This is a genomic window from Mesorhizobium sp. M4B.F.Ca.ET.143.01.1.1 (assembly GCF_004792275.1).
Classification (GTDB): domain Bacteria; phylum Pseudomonadota; class Alphaproteobacteria; order Rhizobiales; family Rhizobiaceae; genus Mesorhizobium; species Mesorhizobium abyssinicae.
This window is the reverse complement of record NZ_SRSR01000006.1, coordinates 97346-116212: the sequence shown is the minus strand read 5'-3', so window position 1 is coordinate 116212 and position 18867 is coordinate 97346. Positions and strand designations below refer to the sequence as shown.

19 protein-coding genes are annotated in these 18867 nt (G+C 62.3%); 12 read left to right on the top strand and 7 right to left on the bottom strand.

The window, feature by feature from the left end:
* Positions 1-24: 24 nt before the first annotated feature.
* Positions 25-771, top strand: a complete 747-nt coding sequence (gene lepB / locus EN786_RS16490; protein ID WP_127309065.1) for a signal peptidase I — start codon at positions 25-27, stop codon at positions 769-771.
* Between the two features lie 29 nt (positions 772-800).
* On the opposite strand, the gene EN786_RS16485 is transcribed toward lepB, so the two are convergent.
* Positions 801-2351, bottom strand: coding sequence for a mannitol dehydrogenase family protein (locus EN786_RS16485; RefSeq protein ID WP_127309060.1), 1551 nt, complete (start codon positions 2349-2351; stop codon positions 801-803).
* A 179-nt stretch (positions 2352-2530) separates the two neighbouring features.
* Here EN786_RS16485 and EN786_RS16480 point away from each other — a divergent pair, with 179 nt between their 5' ends.
* Genes EN786_RS16480 through EN786_RS16470 form a run of 3 tightly spaced genes read left to right on the top strand, consistent with a single transcriptional unit; the run spans position 2531 to position 3857 of the window.
* Positions 2531-2731, top strand: coding sequence for a hypothetical protein (locus tag EN786_RS16480; RefSeq protein ID WP_127309061.1), 201 nt, complete (start codon positions 2531-2533; stop codon positions 2729-2731).
* The gene (kduD, locus tag EN786_RS16475; RefSeq protein WP_127309062.1) at positions 2728-3507 is read left to right on the top strand and encodes a 2-dehydro-3-deoxy-D-gluconate 5-dehydrogenase KduD; all 780 of its coding nucleotides are present in this window, start codon (positions 2728-2730) and stop codon (positions 3505-3507) included. The genes EN786_RS16480 and kduD overlap by 4 nt, the downstream gene beginning before the upstream one ends.
* Before the next feature lie 11 nt (positions 3508-3518).
* Entirely contained in the window at positions 3519-3857 is a 339-nt protein-coding gene (locus tag EN786_RS16470; RefSeq protein WP_127309063.1) for a cupin domain-containing protein, read from the top strand.
* A 15-nt stretch (positions 3858-3872) separates the two neighbouring features.
* On the opposite strand, the gene EN786_RS16465 is transcribed toward EN786_RS16470, so the two are convergent.
* Complete coding sequence (locus EN786_RS16465) at positions 3873-4886, bottom strand: glycosyltransferase family 9 protein (protein ID WP_127309064.1); 1014 nt, start codon at positions 4884-4886, stop codon at positions 3873-3875.
* A 343-nt stretch (positions 4887-5229) separates the two neighbouring features.
* Here EN786_RS16465 and EN786_RS38655 point away from each other — a divergent pair, with 343 nt between their 5' ends.
* The 5 genes from EN786_RS38655 (at position 5230) to EN786_RS16445 (ending at position 13000) form a co-directional block, all read left to right on the top strand.
* Complete coding sequence (locus EN786_RS38655) at positions 5230-6897, top strand: sulfotransferase (RefSeq protein ID WP_245478125.1); 1668 nt, start codon at positions 5230-5232, stop codon at positions 6895-6897.
* 129 nt (positions 6898-7026) lie between these two features.
* Complete coding sequence (recQ, locus tag EN786_RS16455) at positions 7027-8871, top strand: DNA helicase RecQ (RefSeq protein ID WP_127309067.1); 1845 nt, start codon at positions 7027-7029, stop codon at positions 8869-8871.
* A 659-nt stretch (positions 8872-9530) separates the two neighbouring features.
* The gene (locus tag EN786_RS37740; RefSeq protein ID WP_189340228.1) at positions 9531-9689 is read left to right on the top strand and encodes a hypothetical protein; all 159 of its coding nucleotides are present in this window, start codon (positions 9531-9533) and stop codon (positions 9687-9689) included.
* A gap of 261 nt (positions 9690-9950) precedes the next feature.
* Positions 9951-11438, top strand: coding sequence for a histidine ammonia-lyase (gene hutH, locus EN786_RS16450; RefSeq protein WP_127284545.1), 1488 nt, complete (start codon positions 9951-9953; stop codon positions 11436-11438).
* A gap of 212 nt (positions 11439-11650) precedes the next feature.
* Positions 11651-13000, top strand: coding sequence for a DUF6538 domain-containing protein (locus tag EN786_RS16445; protein WP_127310684.1), 1350 nt, complete (start codon positions 11651-11653; stop codon positions 12998-13000).
* On the opposite strand, the gene EN786_RS16440 is transcribed toward EN786_RS16445, so the two are convergent.
* The 5 genes from EN786_RS16440 to EN786_RS16420 all read right to left on the bottom strand — a co-directional run bounded on the left by EN786_RS16440 (position 12977) and on the right by EN786_RS16420 (position 16102).
* Positions 12977-13498, bottom strand: a complete 522-nt coding sequence (locus EN786_RS16440) for a hypothetical protein (protein ID WP_127310685.1) — start codon at positions 13496-13498, stop codon at positions 12977-12979. The genes EN786_RS16445 and EN786_RS16440 overlap by 24 nt on opposite strands.
* Positions 13499-13507: 9 nt before the next feature.
* Positions 13508-13924, bottom strand: coding sequence for a hypothetical protein (locus EN786_RS16435; protein ID WP_127310686.1), 417 nt, complete (start codon positions 13922-13924; stop codon positions 13508-13510).
* Positions 13925-14154: 230 nt separating this feature from the next.
* Positions 14155-14847: a hypothetical protein gene (locus tag EN786_RS16430; protein WP_127310687.1), complete on the bottom strand. Its 693-nt coding sequence runs from the start codon at positions 14845-14847 to the stop codon at positions 14155-14157.
* 10 nt (positions 14848-14857) lie between these two features.
* Positions 14858-15457 (bottom strand): biosynthetic peptidoglycan transglycosylase, encoded by a 600-nt coding sequence (locus EN786_RS16425; RefSeq protein WP_189340566.1) that lies wholly within the window; start codon positions 15455-15457, stop codon positions 14858-14860.
* Positions 15458-15508: 51 nt separating this feature from the next.
* Complete coding sequence (locus tag EN786_RS16420) at positions 15509-16102, bottom strand: lysozyme inhibitor LprI family protein (protein WP_127310689.1); 594 nt, start codon at positions 16100-16102, stop codon at positions 15509-15511.
* Positions 16103-16493: 391 nt separating this feature from the next.
* On the opposite strand from EN786_RS16420, the gene EN786_RS16415 reads away from it, so the two are divergent.
* From EN786_RS16415 to EN786_RS38280, 3 genes are all read left to right on the top strand, one after another.
* A complete protein-coding gene (locus EN786_RS16415) occupies positions 16494-17060 on the top strand; it encodes a recombinase family protein (protein WP_127310690.1) in 567 nt (188 codons plus the stop codon).
* Positions 17061-17121: 61 nt separating this feature from the next.
* Positions 17122-17622, top strand: coding sequence for a hypothetical protein (locus tag EN786_RS16410; protein WP_127310691.1), 501 nt, complete (start codon positions 17122-17124; stop codon positions 17620-17622).
* Between the two features lie 481 nt (positions 17623-18103).
* Positions 18104-18274, top strand: a complete 171-nt coding sequence (locus tag EN786_RS38280) for a KTSC domain-containing protein (RefSeq protein WP_246688740.1) — start codon at positions 18104-18106, stop codon at positions 18272-18274.
* Positions 18275-18867: the final 593 nt, after the last annotated feature.

The following is an 18867-nucleotide window of genomic DNA, read 5'->3' as shown; positions in this document are numbered from 1 at the left end:
GCCAATCTTTCAGGGTTCGTGTTGATGATCCTGTGGGTGGCGCTCGTCGTGCCCTTTGCACATCGCTTCAAGCCGGACAAATGGTATGCGCACGGGCTTTCGGTGCTGGTGCTCGTCCTGCTCACCTCGTCGGTGCCTGCCTTACTGATCCGATCGTTCCTGTTCCAGCCGTTCTCGATTCCCTCCGGCAGCATGGTGCCGACACTGCAGGAGGGCGACCATGTCTTCGTCTCCAAATTCGCCTACGGCTACAGCCGCTACAGCGTGCCGTTCACTCTGCTGCCGATCGAAGGACGCATGTTCGGCGCAGAGCCCAAGCGTGGCGATGTCGTGGTCTTCAAATTCCCGTCCGACCCAAGCATCGACTATATCCAGCGGATCGTCGGCTTGCCGGGCGAGAAAATCCAGATGGTCGACGGCGTGCTCCACATCAACGATGTGCCCGTCGGTCTCGAGGATGCCGGCACGTTCCCGTACGAGGAGATGTCGCAGCCGGCCAAGCTTCAACGCGAGGCCTTGCCAGGCGGTGTCAGCCATTTCGTTCTCGACCTGGCGGACAATTCCGTTGGTGATAACACGCGCGTGTTCGAGGTGCCCGAAGGCCACTATTTCGTGCTTGGCGACAATCGGGACAATGCTTCAGACAGTCGATTCGCTGTCGGATTCGTCCCTTACGAAAACCTGGTCGGCAAGGCCGTGCGGCTGTTCTGGAATTCCAAGGGCACCGTTTATTCGTCCCGGCAAACACTGGATGGCTCGGCTGTAGAATAAGTGAGCCATCCGTGCGTGGAACTGCAAGTCTATTCGGTGTCGGCGCCTTGCCGTTCGCCGTCTATGCCAAGCGCGGCGAAGGCCAGGGTGGGGCCGTCGCGGCGCAAGTGGACGAGATGGACCGCCACGAGTTCAATCAAGGTCTGGCGCTCGGCGTGGTCCCTGGCGAAGCCTGCGAGATCGAACACGGCCGTCACGGTTTCGTTCGCCGGCAGCTGCTGGCTCAAAAGTTCCGTCAGCGGCGCGTCGAGCGGATCCGTGAAATGGGCTTCCGGCAAGGCCTTGCCGCGCGCCGCGCAGGCGGCGATCCAGGCGGCCACCACCAGCGTGAGATGGACCATCTCGGTGCCGGCTTCCAGGCACTCCACGACTGACGCCACGATGCGCTGCGGCAGTTTCTGGCTGCCGTCATTGGCGATCTGCGCGGTGCGATGGGCAAGCGCGGTGTTCGAAAAACGTTGGGCGAGTTCCGCCGTGTAGGCGCTGGTGTCGAGCCCGGCGTCCTCGGGCAGCGTCGAAATGGCCTCGGCCCACAGGCGATCGACGAACTGCCGGATCGCCGGATCGGCGAAGGCGCGGTCGACGGTCGCATGGCCGCTGAGCAGGCCGAGATAGGCGATGCCCGAATGCGAGCCGTTGAGCAGTCTCAGCTTCATGTCTTCGAAGGGGCCGACATCGGCGACCATGGTGACGCCGAATTTTTCCCAGGCCGGCCTGCCGGCTGGAAAATCGTCCTCGACCACCCATTGGCAGAACGGCTCGGTCATCACCGGCCAGGCATCCTCGACGCCGAGCTCGACCGCGATGCGTGTCCGGTCGGCGTCGGTGGTCGCCGGCACGATGCGGTCGACCATGCTCGACGGGAAGGCCACGTCGTTTGCGATATGGCTGGCAAGAGGGGCATCGCCGCCCTGTCGGGCGAGCTGGACATCGCCCTGTCGGGCGAGTCCTTGATCGCGAAGCGCGGCGAACTCGACCAGCAACCGGTGCAGCGTGGCGCCGTTGGCCGGCAGGTTGTCGCAGCAAAGAACGGTGAAAGGCGGCGTGCTGGCGGCGCGGCGGCGCGCCAGCGCTTCGGTCAGGAAACCATGCGCCGTGCGCGGCGATCCCGGATCGGCCAGATCATGGACGATGTCGGGGTGGGTTTCGTCGAGCCGGCCGTCGGCGGCCCTCAGATAGGCCTTCTCGGTGATGGTCAGCGTGACGATGCGGGTGCGCGGGTCGATCAGCGCGGCCAGCACCGCGCTTGGGTCCTCGGGTGCCACCAGCATCGACTGGATCGAGCCGATGACGCGCAGGCTCTCGCCGCCGCTGTCGCGGATCGCCAGCGTGTAGAGCCCGTCCTGCGGCGCCAGCGCATCGCGCGTGTCGGCGCTGCGCAGCGAGACGCCGACAATGCCCCAGTCACGCTCTCCCGCCGCCAGGCAGTCGTCGACATAGGCGGCCTGGTGGGCACGGTGGAAGGCGCCGACTCCGAGATGGACAATGCCCGGCGCGATGTCGTCCCGATCGTAGGCGGGAACCGAAGCCTGATTTGGCAAGGACCGCAGCGTCCCATCGGAGAGGCGGTCGTGGGTCATGGCACCAAAAACGCTGAGAGGTTTCGGCGGAGCGGCATGCGGATGTCCCCGTGCGATGGATCGGATGCGGGGTATCATCTGTTCCCCAATGCCGCAAGCAGGCGGGTGGATGCCGGCCGCGTTGACATCGTTCCTGCCCGACCGTACCGATTGTCCATCCTGGGGGAGCCGCTATGTCCATGATCGCGCTGACCGATCCGGATCTGCTGTTCCCCTCCGAGGCGGATGCGCGCGTTGCCAGCGCGCTTTGCGCCGGCGTGGAAAAGCTGCCCATCGTCAGCCCGCACGGGTCATACACAGGCGAACCGGCTTCTGCGCTGCTTGGACGCGATCACGGAGGCACTGCGTCATCGATGACAGATAGATGTTGGATATCATGAGCAGGACAGTGCCCGATCTTTCCGCCTTCAGCCTCGCCGGCAAACGCATCCTGGTCACCGGCGCCAATACCGGCATCGGCCAGGGCATCGCGGTGTCGGTCGCCCGTGCCGGCGGCGCGGTGATCGGCGTCGGCCGCTCGGCGATGGATGAGACCGCCGAAAGGATCGAGGCGGCCGGCGGACGCTTCGAGGCGGTGCGCTGCGACCTTGCCGACTCGACGGCCGCGCAGGCGATGCTCGACCGGGTCTGGCTCGACAGCGGACCGCTCGACGGCCTGGTCAACAATGCCGGTATCATAAGGCGGGCCGATGCGGTCGAGCTGACGGAGGCCGACTGGGACGACGTCATCGACGTCAATCTGAAGACGGTGTTCATGCTGAGCCAAGGTTTTGCCCGGAATGTGCTTGCCGAACCCGGACGGCGCGGCAAGATCGTCAACATCGCTTCGGTGCTGAGTTTCCAGGGCGGCATCCGCGTCGCCTCCTACACGGCCTCCAAGCACGGCGTGCTCGGCATCACCCGGCTGCTCGCCTGCGAATGGGCGCAAAAGGGCATCAACGTCAACGCCGTCGCGCCCGGCTATATCGAGACCAACAACACCGAGGCACTGCGCGCCGATCCCGATCGCAGCGCCTCGATCCTGGCGCGCATCCCGGCCGGGCGCTGGGGTCGGCCGGAGGACATCGGCGACGCCGCCGCGTTCCTGCTCGCGCCGGCGTCGGACTATATGCACGGCGCCGTGGTGCCGGTGGACGGCGGCTGGCTGGCGCGGTGAGGAAGATGACGATGACCGAAGCAAAGATATTCTCGCATGCCGGCGAGGCAGCATGGACGCCGACGCAGGACGGCAACCGCCGGCGCGTGCTCCTCCACACCGACGAGCTGATGATGGTCGAGTTCGGCTTCGACAAGGGTGGCGTCGGCGCGCTGCATTCGCATCCGCATGTGCAGGCGAGCTACGTCGCCGAAGGCCGCTTCGAGGTGACCGTCGACGGCCGCACCGAAGTCCTGGAAGCGGGCAGCAGCTTCATCGTTCCGTCCAATCTGCTGCACGGCGTCAGGGCGCTGGAAGCCGGGCGCCTGGTCGACAGCTTCACGCCGCACCGCGCCGATTTCCTCGGCTGATTTCTTGACGGTGATCTAGCGGAGCAAGGCGTGGTCGCGTCGGCTCGCGGCGAGCAAGCGATGCGTGGCCTCGATAATCGCCTCGGCCGGCGTATCGGAGACTTTCGCCGATCGCCCGCGCCTTGGCGCGGTGACCACCTCGACGGTGTTCGACAGCGGCCGCCACCGCTCCATGTTGGCGCCGTTGTTGATGATCACCGTCGGGGTCATGACCGTGGCAAACAGATGGCCCAGCCCGCCTTCCATGCCGACATAGGCGGCCGCCATTTCGCCGAGCGCAAGCAGCAGGTCGCTGAACGCCTCGGCGTCGAGCCCAAGCTCCGGGCCGACCGGTTGAAGACGGGGTTCCTTCGCGGCAAGGGTCTGCGGGCTCGGTCCGCTGCCCGGGGTGACCAGATACAGCACCCGGTAGCCGGCATCGATGAGGTTGCCGGCGACGGCGGCGACCTGGGCGTCGCTCATGAACTTGTTGCCCTTGGCGTTGCCGCCAAGAAGGATGAGCGGACGCTGGTCCGCGCCGCGCAACTGACGCGCCAGGGCGCGGGCAGCCTGCGGAACGTCCAGCCTGTGGTCGAATGGCAGATGCCTGCCGGCCAGCCGCTCCACCAGCCGATGGTAGCGCCAGGCATTGTGTTCGGGACGCAGCGTCCATCGGACGCCCGGACGCCAGGACAGCAAATAGCCGGCAAAATTGGGCTCGTAGCGAACGCCGCGGCCAATGAGCTGCAATCCGGTCACCAGCAGGCCGGGCACGCCGGTGCGGAAATCGACGAGCGTCGTTTGCGCGCCGCGCGGCTTGAATTCGGCGAGAACAGCCGAAAGCGGCGTCACCGGCCTGAAATCGTCGATGAGGGAAGCGACGTGATTGCGCAAGACACCGGTGAGCGAGGAGTTGCCCATTGTGCCATAGACGATGTGGCTCTGCGGGAAGGCCGTTCTTGCGGCGCGCAATGCCGGCAGCCTTAGCAATCCGTCGCCGAGGGCGTCGTTGCGGGCGTAGAAGATCAGCAGCGGTGCGGTCGAATCCATGCCGGTGCGGAACCCGTGGCTCAGGGCGGAAATGGGCCTCGATCAAGGCGCGCTCTGGTCCAGCCGCTGATACTGAAGCCGTCCTGGCGAGTCAAAGGCGATCTGCCGCGCATCCAGGAACAGAAAACCCGCGCCTCCGGGGAGGCGCGGGTATGTTGCCTGGGCGCGTGTCGCGCCGCGGTACTCAAAACATCACCGCAGGACTGGGACGGTGCCGCAACATGGTGAAGATAGGTTTAACGCGGGCTCGATCGAGGTGCTCCAGCCTGTGGATAAACCAGGCCATTTGCAGGCCTCTGGAAATGCACGTATCTGACCATGTTCGCGGGCGGAGAGGCAAAGCTTGAACGAAGGCCGCAAAGAGGCTTTTCAGCTTGGGACTCGCCTGGTCCTGGCGGCGCGGCGGCACGGACCCATCATCACGCCGGGCATGCTGCCGGGCGACGACGGCGCCAACATCAACGGCCCGTCGCTGATCAGGGTCCCCGACTGGCTGCCGGGCCGGCTCGGCGCCTATTATCTCTATTTCGCCCACCACACCGGCACATGCATCCGGCTTGCCTTCGCGGATTCGCCGCAGGGCCCGTGGCGGATCCATCCCGGCGGAGCGCTGTCGCTCGACCAGTGTCCGTTCCTGAGAGAACACATCGCTTCGCCGGACGTCCATGTCGACGCCCAGGGCCGCCGCCTGGTCATGTATTTTCATGGACCGACCGAGGCCGGCGGCCGCAGGCAGACGAGTTTTGCCGCGACCTCGCCCGACGGCATCCATTTCGAGCCCCATCCGGAGCCGCTCGGGCCATCCTACGCGCGGATCTTCCGTCACGACGGCTGGTGGTACGGACTTTTCGGCACTGGCGCGGTCAGGCTGTCGCGCCCCAGCGACGGGCTTTCGGGCTTCGAGCCGGGCCCCGTGCTGTTGCCTGCCTCGGGCCGCCGTCTCTCCCCCAGGCATGTCGCCGTGCAGACATGCGGCGAGCAGCTCAGGATCTACTACACGCGCCGGGGCGATGCGCCGGAGCGGATCCTCCACGGGACCGTCGATCTTGCCCGCGACTGGCGCAGCTGGAAGGTGCAGGGCAAGGCCGAGCTGCTGCGGCCATCATGCGGGTTCGAAGGCAGCGACGAGCCCGTCCGGCGCAGCCGCACGGGAGCGGCAAAAGGCCGCGAAAACGCCCTGCGCGATCCGGCGATCTTCGAGGAGGACGGCCGGACATGGCTGCTCTATGCCGTCGCCGGCGAGAGTGGTATCGCGCTGGCCGAAATCCATACGGCGCAGGAGCGGATGGCCGAACGGCTTGCCAAAACCCTTCGCCGGGTGACCTCGCCGCTGTCTGAACGGCTTCGACGCCTCGGCATCCGCACCAAGGCGCCCAGGCGGATATTCATTGCCGGCTGCGCGCGCAGCGGAACCACGCTCGCCCGCCGGCTGATGGGCTGCTTCGACGATACCTATGTCCATGAATTCGAATCGCCGTTCCCGAAGCTGCTCGAACTGAAGGGCCCGCATGCCAATCTCGTCGTCAAGCGCACCGCCGAGAGCCATGAGCTGCTTTGGCAACTGCCCGCCGGCATCGGCCTCATCTATTGCGTGCGCCATCCTTTCGACGTGCTGACCAGCGCGCATCCGCAGACGGTGCATCTGCGCCCCTTCCATGTCACGACCGAACGCTGGGAGGCGGAGTATGCCGGCTTGATCCGGTTGCGCGAAGCCCAGCCGGCGCGAAAGATCCTCTATCTGCGCTATGAGGACCTGATTGCCGAGCCGGACGCCGCGCAGGCGAGGATCGCCGGCGCGTTCGGCCTCGCGCCGGCGATCCGCTTCAGCGCCGATGCGGACAATCCGATCCGCGCCACCTCGTTGCGGAAATGGGAACGCAATGAGGCGCTCAGGACCTATCTCCAGGGTCTGCCGCCGGCCTTTCTCGCCCGCGTCGAGATGTTTTGCCGCGAATTCGGCTACGAACTGCCGGCAGATCTGAGCGCCGGAAGGGGCGAACGTGGAGAGTGAGTCGCATTATCAGCGCACGATCCGCCCGCTGGAAGCCGACCAGAACGCAGGCGGCGTACGCGGCGGGTGGCGCCCCGGCGATCTTGCCTTTAAGACCATGGCCTCGACCAAACCGGGGACCATTGGGTGATGCACAGATCGGCGGCGAGCGTCCCGGCGGATGGACGGGATGCCAAGCATCGCGTCCTCAAGGACGTCTTCGGCTTCGACGATTTTCGTCCCGGCCAGGCCGCGGTGATGGAGGCGCTGCTTGCCGGGCGCCACGTGCTGGCGGTGATGCCGACCGGCGCCGGCAAGTCGCTCTGCTACCAGGTCCCGGCGCTGGTGCTGGGCGGGCTCACCATCGTCGTGTCGCCGCTGGTGGCGCTGATGCAGGACCAGGTCGCGGCGCTGCGCCTGGCAGGGGTCGCCGCCGACACGATCAATTCCTCGCTCGATCGCAACGCCAACGTCGCCGCCTGGCGCCGCGTCGCGTCGGGGCAGACGCGGCTCCTCTATCTCGCCCCGGAGCGGCTGATGACCGAGCGCATGCTCGATGCGCTGGCCAGGCTCGACGTCCGCCTGATCGCCGTCGACGAGGCGCATTGCATTTCGCAATGGGGGCCGGCGTTCCGGCGCGAATACGAGGACTTGTCGCGGCTCGGCGGCATCTTCCCGGATGTGCCCGTCATCGCGCTGACGGCGACGGCGGACGAAGGGACGCGCGCCGACATCGAAGCCCGGCTGTTCGCCGGACGCGTCGAGACCCTGGTGCTGGGCTTCGACCGGCCGAACATCAAGCTTGCCATCGAGGCCAAGCAGGACAGCAAGCGCCAGCTGCTGCGCTTCGTGGAGCGGCATCCCGGCCGCAGCGGCATCGTCTACTGCCTGTCGCGCCGGAAGACGGAGGAGATGGCGGCCTTCCTCGAGAAGAACGGCGTCACCGCGCTCGCCTATCACGCCGGCATGAGTAAGGAGGCGCGTGAAGCCAACCAGAACGCCTTCATGACGCTCTCCGGCGTGGTGATGGTGGCGACCATCGCCTTCGGCATGGGCATCGACAAGCCCGACGTCGCCTATGTCTTCCACACCGACCTGCCGGGCAGCCTCGAAGCCTATTACCAGGAGATCGGCCGCGCCGGCCGCGACGGCAGGGCGGCGGAGGCGCATATGCTGTTCGGCCTCGGCGACATCCGCACGCGCCGCATGTTCATCGACGACGAGGACGCCGCCCCCGAGCACAAGCGGCGCTCGCATGGCCGGCTCGACACGCTGATCGGCTATTGCGAGACGGCGCAGTGCCGGCGCCAGGTGCTGCTTGGCTATTTCGGCGAACAGGCCGAGCCGTGCGGCAATTGCGACAACTGCCTCGAGCAGGTGCCGCGCGCCGACGGCAGCGCCGAGGCGCGTCTCATCCTCGCGGCCGTCGCACAGAGTGGCGAGCGTTTCGGCGCCGCCCATGTCATCGACATCCTGCTCGGCCACGAAACCGAGAAGGTGCTGGCCAGGAGCCATCAAAGGCTTGCCAGTTTCGGCACCGGCATGGCGCACAAGCGGCCTGCGTGGCTGTCGCTGATCCGCCAGCTCGTCGCCGGCGGGTTTCTCGTGCCCGATCCGGCCGGCCATGGCGGCCTTGCGATCTCCGAAACCGGCCGCGCGGTTGGCCGTGGCGAGGTCTCGTTCCAGTATCGCGTCGAGACGCGGCACCGCTCCATGCGCGGCAAGGCGCGCTCCGCCAAGGGTGGCGGAGCGGACATGGAAGGCGTGGATACCGCACTGCTCGCCACGCTCAAGACGCTGAGGCTGCGCCTGGCCAAAGAACGCCAGGTGCCGGCCTATGTTGTCTTCTCAGACCGCACGCTCATCGACATGGCCGACCGCCGCCCGCGCGACCTCGACGCCTTCGCCGAGGTGAACGGCGTCGGCGAAGCCAAGCTCAGGGAGTTCGGCGAGGTATTTCTCGAAGCCATCGCCGGGCATGGATCCGGAGCTTGACGGCGCCGATACCCTTCAGTAGTGCGCGTAGCCGCTTAGAGAGCATCTCTGCGACGCCGGGTACCTCAAAGGGCCGTCAATGCTGCGGCAGGTACGGAACCTGGACTTCGCGCCGCCGGTGCGCGCCTCTCGTCTGCTGGACGCAACAATTCAAATGAAAGCGCGGCGTTCATGGGACATCCGACCACATCCGGCGGGAGGCGAACGCGATGAGTTTCTGACTGTTGCCCCAGTGAGACAGTGCAACGGCTGCGCATCATCACCGCGGATGGCACGCAACGGTTGCTGTCAGATTTTCCCTTGGCGTTGATGATAGCTGGCGGGTTCGACGAATCCGAAATCGGCCAGCAAGAACGCCAAATCCCTATATTAGCAAGCTCTTGTATTTCTACTGAAGGAGGAGCATGCTTGTAGAAGGGCGGAGGAGGCCACCAAGGTAAACACGGTGGTCAAAGGGGTTAGGGCTATGGAAACTGTTTGTTACGTCCCCAGTGCATTCTGTCAGTTGTCGTTGCTCGTCAGCGTCGCGACGACGTTCCTCGTCATGACACCGTTCGCGGCTACTCGCCTATTGGTGTTGAGGATGCGCAAGCACTCTATCGGGAAGCTTCAGTTCGCCTAGTTCCCCTTGGGGGAGGATTATCGCGATGCGAACGTTTATGCTCATCCTCGTCGCGGTTGCCGCGTTCTTCGCATGGGACGGGCTGTTGAACGATGGCCGCTATGCCGATCAGATATTCAACCTCGAATTCCGGCAAGCTGCGCTCAGCCTGCCGAGCGACATTAGCTACGGTTACGAGGGCAAGTTCAACCGCTGACACGGCGTTATGCCGATGGTGGAAAGCGGAGAAGAACCCGCCATAGCGGTGGCTCAGGCCACGTTTCCCGATCGTAAGGCGCATTCCTGGCCGGCAGTTGCCGAACGCCGGTCGGCACGAGCCAAGTTCCGCCGATTTTTTTCACCTTTGTCCCCCGCCGCGGCGAAATTCCTACAAAAGGCATGCTCGGAAAGCCTTAGGTACGGCGCTGCTGGGACCCAGCGCAGTTTTTGAGGGCGTCAGCCCGGGTGGAATGCACGAATGACAATAATCATCGACAATGCCGCAAACTGGCGCGACATCGCGCGCGTCGGAGACGGCGAAAAGCTGGAATTGGCGCCGGCCGCCTGGGATCGCATCGCCTATGCGAACCGCATCGTGGCAAGCCTCGTCGAAAAGGGCATCCGCGCCTATGGCGTGAATACCGGGGTCGGAGCGCTTGCAAGCCAGGTGGTGGCGCCAGCCATGCAGGAGAAGCTGTCGCGCAACATCATTCTCAGCCATGCCTGCGGCGTCGGCGAACTCGCGCCTGAACGCGGTATCCGCGCCATCATCGCGGTGCAGGTGGCAAATTTCGCGCATGGCCATTCGGGCGTGCGGCCTGAGATCGTCCGCAATCTGCTCACCTTCCTCGAGCGCGGCTGCATTCCGGAAGTTCCTTCCCGGGGATCTGCCGGATATCTCACGCACAATGCCCATATCGCGCTGGTGCTGATCGGCGAGGGCATGGCAAGGGTCGCCGGACGCAGGATGAACGGTCGCCAGGCTCTGGCCGAGATCGGCCTGGAGCCGCTGGTGCTGGGCGCCAAGGAAGGCTTGAGCCTCGTCAACGGCACGGCATGCGCTACCGGCCTGACAAGCATTGCGCTGGTGCGCGCCGAGCGTCTGCTGTGTTGGGCCGATGCGGCGGCGGCGCTCACGCTGGAGGCCGCGGGCGGGCAGATGGCGGCCTTCGACGAGCATGTGCTCGCCATGCGGCCGTCGCCCGGCATCGAGGCAGTCGGCACGTCGTTGCGGCGTCTGCTCGATGGCAGCGGGCTGATCGCGGCGGCGCAGGGCAGTCGCACGCAGGATGCGCTCAGCCTTCGCGCGGTGCCGCATGTGCACGGCGCGGCGAGAGAGGTGTTGGAGCGCTCTGCGCAACTGGTCGATCGCGAACTGGCATCGGTAACCGACAATCCCGCGGTCTCCGGCACGATCGATGATCCGAAAGTGTTTTCGCAGGCGCATCCGGTGGCGCCCGCGCTCGGTCAGACCGCCGACAGTTTGACGATCGCGCTGGCGCAGGTTGCCGCCATGAGCGAACGTCGCATCGACCGCCTGGTCAACCCGCTGGTCAACAATCTGCCGGCATTCCTCGCCGCCGAAGGCGGTTGCAATTCGGGCTTCATGATCGCCCAGTACACCGCCACGTCGCTAAGCAACGTCAATCGGCGCCTTGCCGCGCCGGCAGCAACCGACGGCGGCGTCACCTCAGGCCTGCAGGAGGATTTCCTCGCCCACCCGACGGTGGCGGCCAACAAGCTTTTGGCCGTCATCGACAACGCCGAATATATTCTGGCGATCGAACTCATGGCAGCCGCGCAGGCGCATGATTTCCTGTCCGACCGCGCGGCACGGGCGCCAGGCACGGATGCCATCTATCGCGCCATCCGCGAGCGCGTCGCGCACTACAGCGATGACCGCCCGCTGTCCTGGGACATGGAAAAGCTGCGCGATTTCATCCGCGAGGCCGATGTGGGGCAGTGAAAGGCAGCTCCGAGCCGCCCGCCTGCGCAAAAGCTTCGGAGGGGCAACCTGCTTCGCACGAGGAGCGGGCTGTTCCCCGAAGCTCGAAGAGCGAGCAGGATGGCGGAGAGGGAGGGAAACTCTCCTCCAGACCCTTAGACCCGTTGCGGGCCTTGACATCTGGGCTACTGAGACTCAAGTTTGGGGCACCAACGTGGGGCACCGGTGTCCAAATGGCGGTCACAAAACAGTATTTAGAATGGCACGGCCGGCAGTGGCGGGTCCGCGTCAAAGTTCCCGCAAAGGTTCGGGACATCATTGGGCGGGGTAAGCTAACACACCCCCTTCACACGGCCGATCTCAAGGAAGCGAATGAGCGTAAATGGCCAGTCGTCGCGCGGCTCAAGGCCGTGGTCGCTGCGGCCGAGAAGGCCGTGGTATCGACTGACCCCTTGGAGGCCGAAGCTCTGCGGCTCCGTCTCACCAACTACGATGACGACACGCAGGAAGCGATTACGTTTAGGGCATATCAGCTCGACAAGGAACAAGGGGAGGATCGAGCCAGGGCATTCTACGACCTCGCCAGTGGAAAGACGACGCCACTGGACCACCACGTGGATTCCTTCCTCAAGCACCAGGGCTACCGGCTCAAATCAGAAGGCGACTTCAAGCGGGCTTTGGGATGGCTGGGTGACTGGTTGCGCGATAGCAAGCTACCCGTGACCTTGGAGGCTGTCCGCCGCGTTGACGCGGGTAAGTTCGTCTCCGAGTCACTGGTAATAGGCAGAGGGCAGCAAAAGGCAACGGCCTACCTTGGCTTCATAAAACAGTACTGGGTCTGGCTCATCACCAAGGGGCATCTCATTGGGGAGAACCCATGGGCCGGCCAAACGCTCCCCTCAGCGCCTAGGCAACGTCGAGAGACAGAGCTGGATAACGGCAAGCGGCCATTCACAGATGCCGAGGTAAAGACGCTGTTGTCTGGCGATGCCGGCTCTCTCCTCAACGATCTGATGCCCGTAGGGGCGCTGAGTGGGATGCGTATTGAGGAGATATGCCAACTTCATGTCGCCGACTGCCGCGACCGGGCTTTCAGCGTGTTCGCAGGCAAGACGGCCAGCGCTCGCCGTACGGTGCCCATCCACAGTGGGCTTGCGGAAATCGTGGAGCGCCGCACGGTCGGCAAGAAGGACAGTGACTATCTGTTTGACGAGTTGCCCCCCATCCCGAAGTCACGCGAGACACGCTCCGACCCGGCCGCCAAGCAGTTCACCCGCTATCGTCGAAAGATGGAAGTCGATGAGCGGCCGAACGACAAGGCGAAGAGCAATGTAGATTTCCATTCCTTCCGCCGTTGGTTCATCCGTAAGGCGCGGGACGCCAAGCTCGCGGGAGCCGTAGGCTTTGACGAGTGGACTATCACCTGGGTGGTCGGCCATACGGCCAGCGACCGAGCCAAGAGCCTGGACCTCAGCCAGCATGGCTATGCAGGGCAGGACCCAGAGAAGGCCAAGAGTGCGCTTGTGGAGGCCGTGAGACTTCCCACAACGCGGCAGCCTTCAGCAAAACGGCCAAAAGAATGACTCTTTCGCTTTGTTGCTAACAGCTTGCCCGAATGCGGCGGCATTCAAGAGCGAGTAGCTCCGAAGGGATTCGGCGATTCGAACCCCTGCTTGGCCTGATGGGTCAATTCCAATCTGTTTCAGAAATGCTTGAAAGGGGGCTCTGTTGTCGTGGTATGCGGTTAGGCCGGTCTTTTCATAACTATAGATGGCGTCAGCTTGGCTTACGATGCCAACAGATGAGTTACTCTGGATAAATTGCCACACCTCCCGGCGGTTGGTGGCAGCATGTTGCTGCCAGTCCCCTTTTTCATATCCCCTCGGATTAATCTTCGTCCGCCAACTATGCACAAATTCAACATCGGTGAAAATCTCATCCAGTATTTGGGGCTGAACGACAGTGGCGGCAAAAGCGTCTAGATCGAGTGGCTGGTCTATTGTCCCCTGTGCGAGAGCGGAACTGCCGGTGGCAAAAGCTGCGGCGCCTATTGCGGTGAAGAGCAAACCTCGACGGTCCATTCGATACCCCTATCTCTGATGCAACAGGCGAGTGTTGAGCAAAAGAGCGACAAAGAGGACGACCATGCCAATTCCGAACGTTAAAACCTGCATCATTGACCAGAACATAATATTCCCTAGTCCGGCGGCGTTCAGGTATGAAGTGGCAGAGTCTGAGCCCCACTTAAGTGCATGAAGTGCAGGTACAGAGGAGACTAGAACGCTCTTTGTCATCACCCCGAAGACTATAGACGTAAAGTTCGCCCCAATTGCTGAGAAAATTAGCCAAGTGTGCCTCAGGAGCACGCGGTTCTCATTTTGGGCGTTGTGAAAGATTATTTGGCTTAACAGTGCGAATGCGCCCGCTGACACGCCCAACGCCAAAGTTGTGAGTAGCTGCTGATAGCCTTCGATGTTGCTTATCAAATCCGACGCGACGTCTTCCATCACGTTCACTCCCCGCCGTTACTATTGATGGCTTGTCAAGGAGATTGAGTCAATAGTTGACCGACGCAGTTAAGATGCCGCCCCTGCCGGGGCCGGCAAAAAGCATAGACCTAGATCAGGACGGATACGCGGGGCAAGATCGATCCGAAGAAGGCGAAGAGGGCACTTTTGGAGGCCGTGAAAGCTGCCCTCTAGCCGGGGGTAAGTCCAATTGGACTCTGGGCTCCCGGTTATACGGGAGCTTCACCCTGAATTTCGACAGGCTTCCAATACTCCAATGCCTTCCTGACGTTAAAGGCTATCTGACCAACCGCTGAATCCCAGTTCTGGTAAACTCTTATGCTCGCGCGTTTCACCGTTTCAGCGTCGGAAAGGAGATTCACATCACGTCTAAAATGCCATGCCGCGGTTTCCAATGATTTGGCTGCAGGGGATCGCGTCGTTGGAATTTTCCTCGCGTCCAGAAAGCCTTGATCAATATTACGGGGCAACCTAACCAAGTGATCATCCCAGAATTCGCGCTGCGTCGGGTTACTAGGATTTACCGCACCTGCTTTGTAGTCATCAAGAAACTGAAGAGCTTGCTTGGAAAGCTCCGAAAACCACCTCTCACTGATGATGAACAGATCGACGTCCGAATCCGCCGAATAGGCAGTTCCGAACTTCGACGGACTCATCGAGTAGCCGATTCTACCGCTACCCGTCATGCTGATGTCTCTAAACGAGATGGTCAGGCGCTTGGCGAGGTTTTCCCTTGCGATCTGAAATACGGCCGGGACCGCGAGAAAGGCAAACGGGACACCCTCCGAAAGCCACAGAGAGGCAAAACGGCGCGAGTCCTCATGCGTGAGCTTGAGTCCAGGTGAGAACCTTGTTGCTTGTGGATAGTGACCCGAAAGCGACTTTAGCCACTCTGACAGCAAACCTCCCTCCCTACTTTGATCCCAGCATATTTCGGATGTGTCGAACTCGGCGGCTCAATCGAGTCTGATACGGCTCGGATTTCACTTTAGGCATTGGCAACTTAATCAATGCCGCCAAAAGGGCCGCATCCTCTAATCGCAGGCTATTCGGTTGCAGACCCAAGCGGTCGCATATTTGCCGGATACCATTCCCTCGCCACCCGAAATAGGCCAGCTCTAGATAGACCTCCATTATTGTCGCCTTTTCGAACTGCTTTGATAGTGCCAAGGCGAGGATTACTTCGCTGACTTTCCTATTGAGGGTCAATTCGTACCGATGACGGATCACCCTGACAAGTTGCTGCTCCACTGTGCTGGCACCTTGCAGGTGACCTCTGAAAAGCGTGAACCATAACGCCCGGCACATCGCTCGAAAGTCGAGGCCGCTATGTCGTTCAAATCTTACGTCTTCGGCAGCTACCACCGCGTTGAACAGGCTATTGTCGGCGGCTGAATCATAGGCTGTGACGGACGCGTGCACCGAATGCACGACACTAGAGACGAATCGGTGGTCGGGACGGAGCAGCGTGACCGCCAAACCTTGACCTATGGCCCCCAGCAAGTTGGTCACTTCAAGTCCCGCAAATTTGGAAACTTGGCAGATTTGGGTTGAAGCAATCGATCATAATTTTAGGCTGTCTTGGTAGTCCCTCAATTCCGCATACCGCTGCGAGGTAAGGCGCTCGCGTTCTGCCGCATAAATCATTGGCTGCATACTGCCCCCTTCAACAAGCGATGCTGCCAACGAGGCCTGCCCAGACGCATACTTCATCCAGTTGTCCTGAGTCGCCCGAAGGCCTTCCAATTGCTCTACCGGTATCTGTTGTTCGACTTCATCCAACACCGCTCTGAGCAGCGCTTCAGCCCCAGCGAGAGACGAATATGCCTGTTGGTTCATATCGGCTTGCGTAAGTCCCGCAATCTGAAACCTTCTGGTTAGCGACTGGGCGATATCCGATGGGGTGCGCGGGTCAACAACTTTTTCAACTGCGTCCTCTAATTGCCGGAGACGCGGCTTGCTGAAAAACGGGCGGCTTTCAAAATCGTTCACGTCCTCAAGGTTTATGCCGGACTGGTCCATCTTTGCCTTTAGATCCACCAATCTTGCGACGTGACCTACTCGCTCGCCAAGCGCAGATCGCTCAACGAAGCGCATTCCGAAATAGCCTAACACTGCACCAACGAGGACCGCTGCTGTAACAACCAACTCAATCATTTGCGCGACTCTCTTTCACTCGGCATTGTCCTAGAAAGTCTTGGGCCATATCAAGCGGTCGCATCGAAAATTTGGGGTCGCACATTTGAGACGCCATCTCGCGAGTGTGGTGGCGGGCTCTCCCCCCCTGCCTCCTACCGGTGCTGCGTTTTGTGCGGGGCCGCGCCCTTCTGGAACTCGGTACGCCAGACCAGCCAGCCAGTTGCCCCGGCATGGCATGATTCGGACACGGTTTCGCCACCGCCACCTCGACAGGTTGTCTCACTAGGGCAAGCCCGTGTGAGTCTCCGAAAGGCTACCCCAATTAGTCTCACACGAGTAGTCTCTTGACAAAACGCGACGCAGTCTCACATAATAGTCTCACACGGCCATCCAACGCGGAGACAGCGAAATGCCAGCCAGCACACTTGTGGGATATGCCCGCACTTCCACCACCGACCAGAGGGCAGGGCTTGCGGCTCAGCTTCGAGACCTTGACGCGGCGGGATGCACGAAGGTCTTCCGCGAGGAGCTTTCCTCTGTGGCGGACACGCGGCCTCAACTCCAAGCAGCGCTCGACTGGGTGAGAGAGGGGGATACGCTCCTTGTCACCAAGCTAGACCGGCTCGCTCGCTCTGTGGCTGACCTCGTGGCAATCACTGAGGCCTTGCGGGCGAAGGGTGTGGGGCTTCGCATCCTCGCGATGAACCTCGACACCACCACCCCCACGGGGAAGCTGATGCTTAACCTGCTGGGGTCCATCGCAGAGTTTGAGCGGGAGCTAATGCTGGAGCGGCAGCGCGAGGGCATCGCCAAGGCCAAGGCCGAAGGGAAATATCAGGGGAGGCAACCGACTGCCAGGCGGCAGGCCGGCGAAGTGCTCCGGCTCAGAGCGGACGGCAAGTCCGCCAACGATATTGTGCGGGCTTTGGATATTAGCAGGGCGTCCGTCTTCCGGATATTGAAGGAGAACGCATAGGCCGCGTTTGCGAGAGGCTCCGGGGCTGTCTGTTTCACATGAAGACGGAGGAGACCACGCCATGTCAGACTATCGTGGTTCTGTCGAGGTTGGGCCGCACTGGTGCGGGGAGCATCTCTATGAGAGCGTTGCGGATGGGCAAAGGGCACTAGAGGAGATGTGCGCCGCGCTTCGCAAACAGGCTGAGGTAACCGCAATGCGGGAGCTGCTTATGCGACAAAAGCCGAGCCTAGACCTCACGCCTAGCGAGGAACAAATCAAAGCCGGCCGAGAGGTGGCAGCTGAGCGAGACCGTCTCGACGCCCTGCGGTCCCGCGAAAGGGCTGAGGAGATTTGGGCAGTGATTGTCCCCGTAACCAGCCGCATGGCGGAAGAATTGCAAGGATTGCCCACCAACTACTGGATGTGGGCGCTCGCTCAACTCGTTGGCGGCGCGATTGGCGAAATCTCGGACACCAAAGTTGATGCCGAAACTAGGGCTTACTACTTGGAGGGTTGCATCCGCCAAAAGTTGGCAGAGGTGTTCTACCACAGGGAAAACGATGGAGCCCTAAGGCGATAGTTCCTGGCCGCCTTGGATTTCTGGCTTCGTGGGCGGCGTGGGCATCTGAACACCAGTCGACAAACCGCCGGCACCACAAAACAGAACTAAAGCCGCCAAAGCCAGCCCGGCTAGCAGGGTCCCAATCACGGCGAGAGTCCCGTTAGCCTTCACCTTCGCGCCCCAAATTGACACCTCCAAATCGCTCATAGCCGGCGGTCTCCTTCTGGGGGAAAAGTATCATTGCCAGCATTGACGTTGCGTTTTAAATCTCCTGCACGCGCCTCAGGCTGCGTAGGCGGGGTGATATCGTGGTTCTGCTGAAACAAGGTCGAATGCTCTCCTGCGGGGCGCTGTTGGTTTTGCTGTCACTCAGACCAACCTACGCCGAGACAGTTGTGGTGAAATATCGGGGCCCTGTGGACCTCGCCAAGTCGAATGCACTGGGGAGCTAGACAGCAGTGTGGTCAGGCGTGTCTGCTACAACGCCGAGCACTCCTACATGCTCATCCGCCTCAAGCAGACTTGGTATCACTATTGCGAGATTGACCAGGGCACGGTCGACGCCCTGCTAGCCGCAGAGTCCAAGGGCAGCTTCTACAATTCGAACATCAAGGACTCGGGGACTGGCGGCAAGTTTGGCTGCCGAGAAAAGCCGGTGCCCGACCTATAGGGATTGGGCTGGCCACCGCCTCTTGACATCCTGATAGTGTAGCCCTTCTATTTTCGCTCTTGGGGGGGTGAATTGAATGGGCAGGCTTACCGCAACTGCTCTTGTATTATGCCTGCTGGCTGCTGCGTCTTGCGCAACCGGCCCTGCCAAAGCGCCGCCCGAGAACACTGCCCTTAACGTCTTCCCCGGGCCTCCTCCACCACCGCCATATGAGCCTGTCCCTGCGGACACGCCTATTGAGCGATCGGCAATCCCCCCCGAACAAGGGACGGTAACCACAACGCTAACCCAAAGCCCATCAGGCAGCGAGGCTCCGCAGGTAGCCGTGACGCCCCCACAGGCTGGCGTGCAGCCAAGCACACAGCCAACACACACCCAAGCCCAGACCTATCAGCCCTCCACCTACCAACCGCAGCCCACTTACCAGCCGACCTATCAGCCCCCGGCGCCATCAGTTGGCCTCTGTGCGGAGAACGGAAGTTGCTATGGCGACATCAGCAACCTCACCGGCAGACCCAAGACCGTGGCGGTGCGTGGCTACTACCGGAAGGATGGCACGTATGTAAGGGGACACTACCGCAGCCACTAAGTCG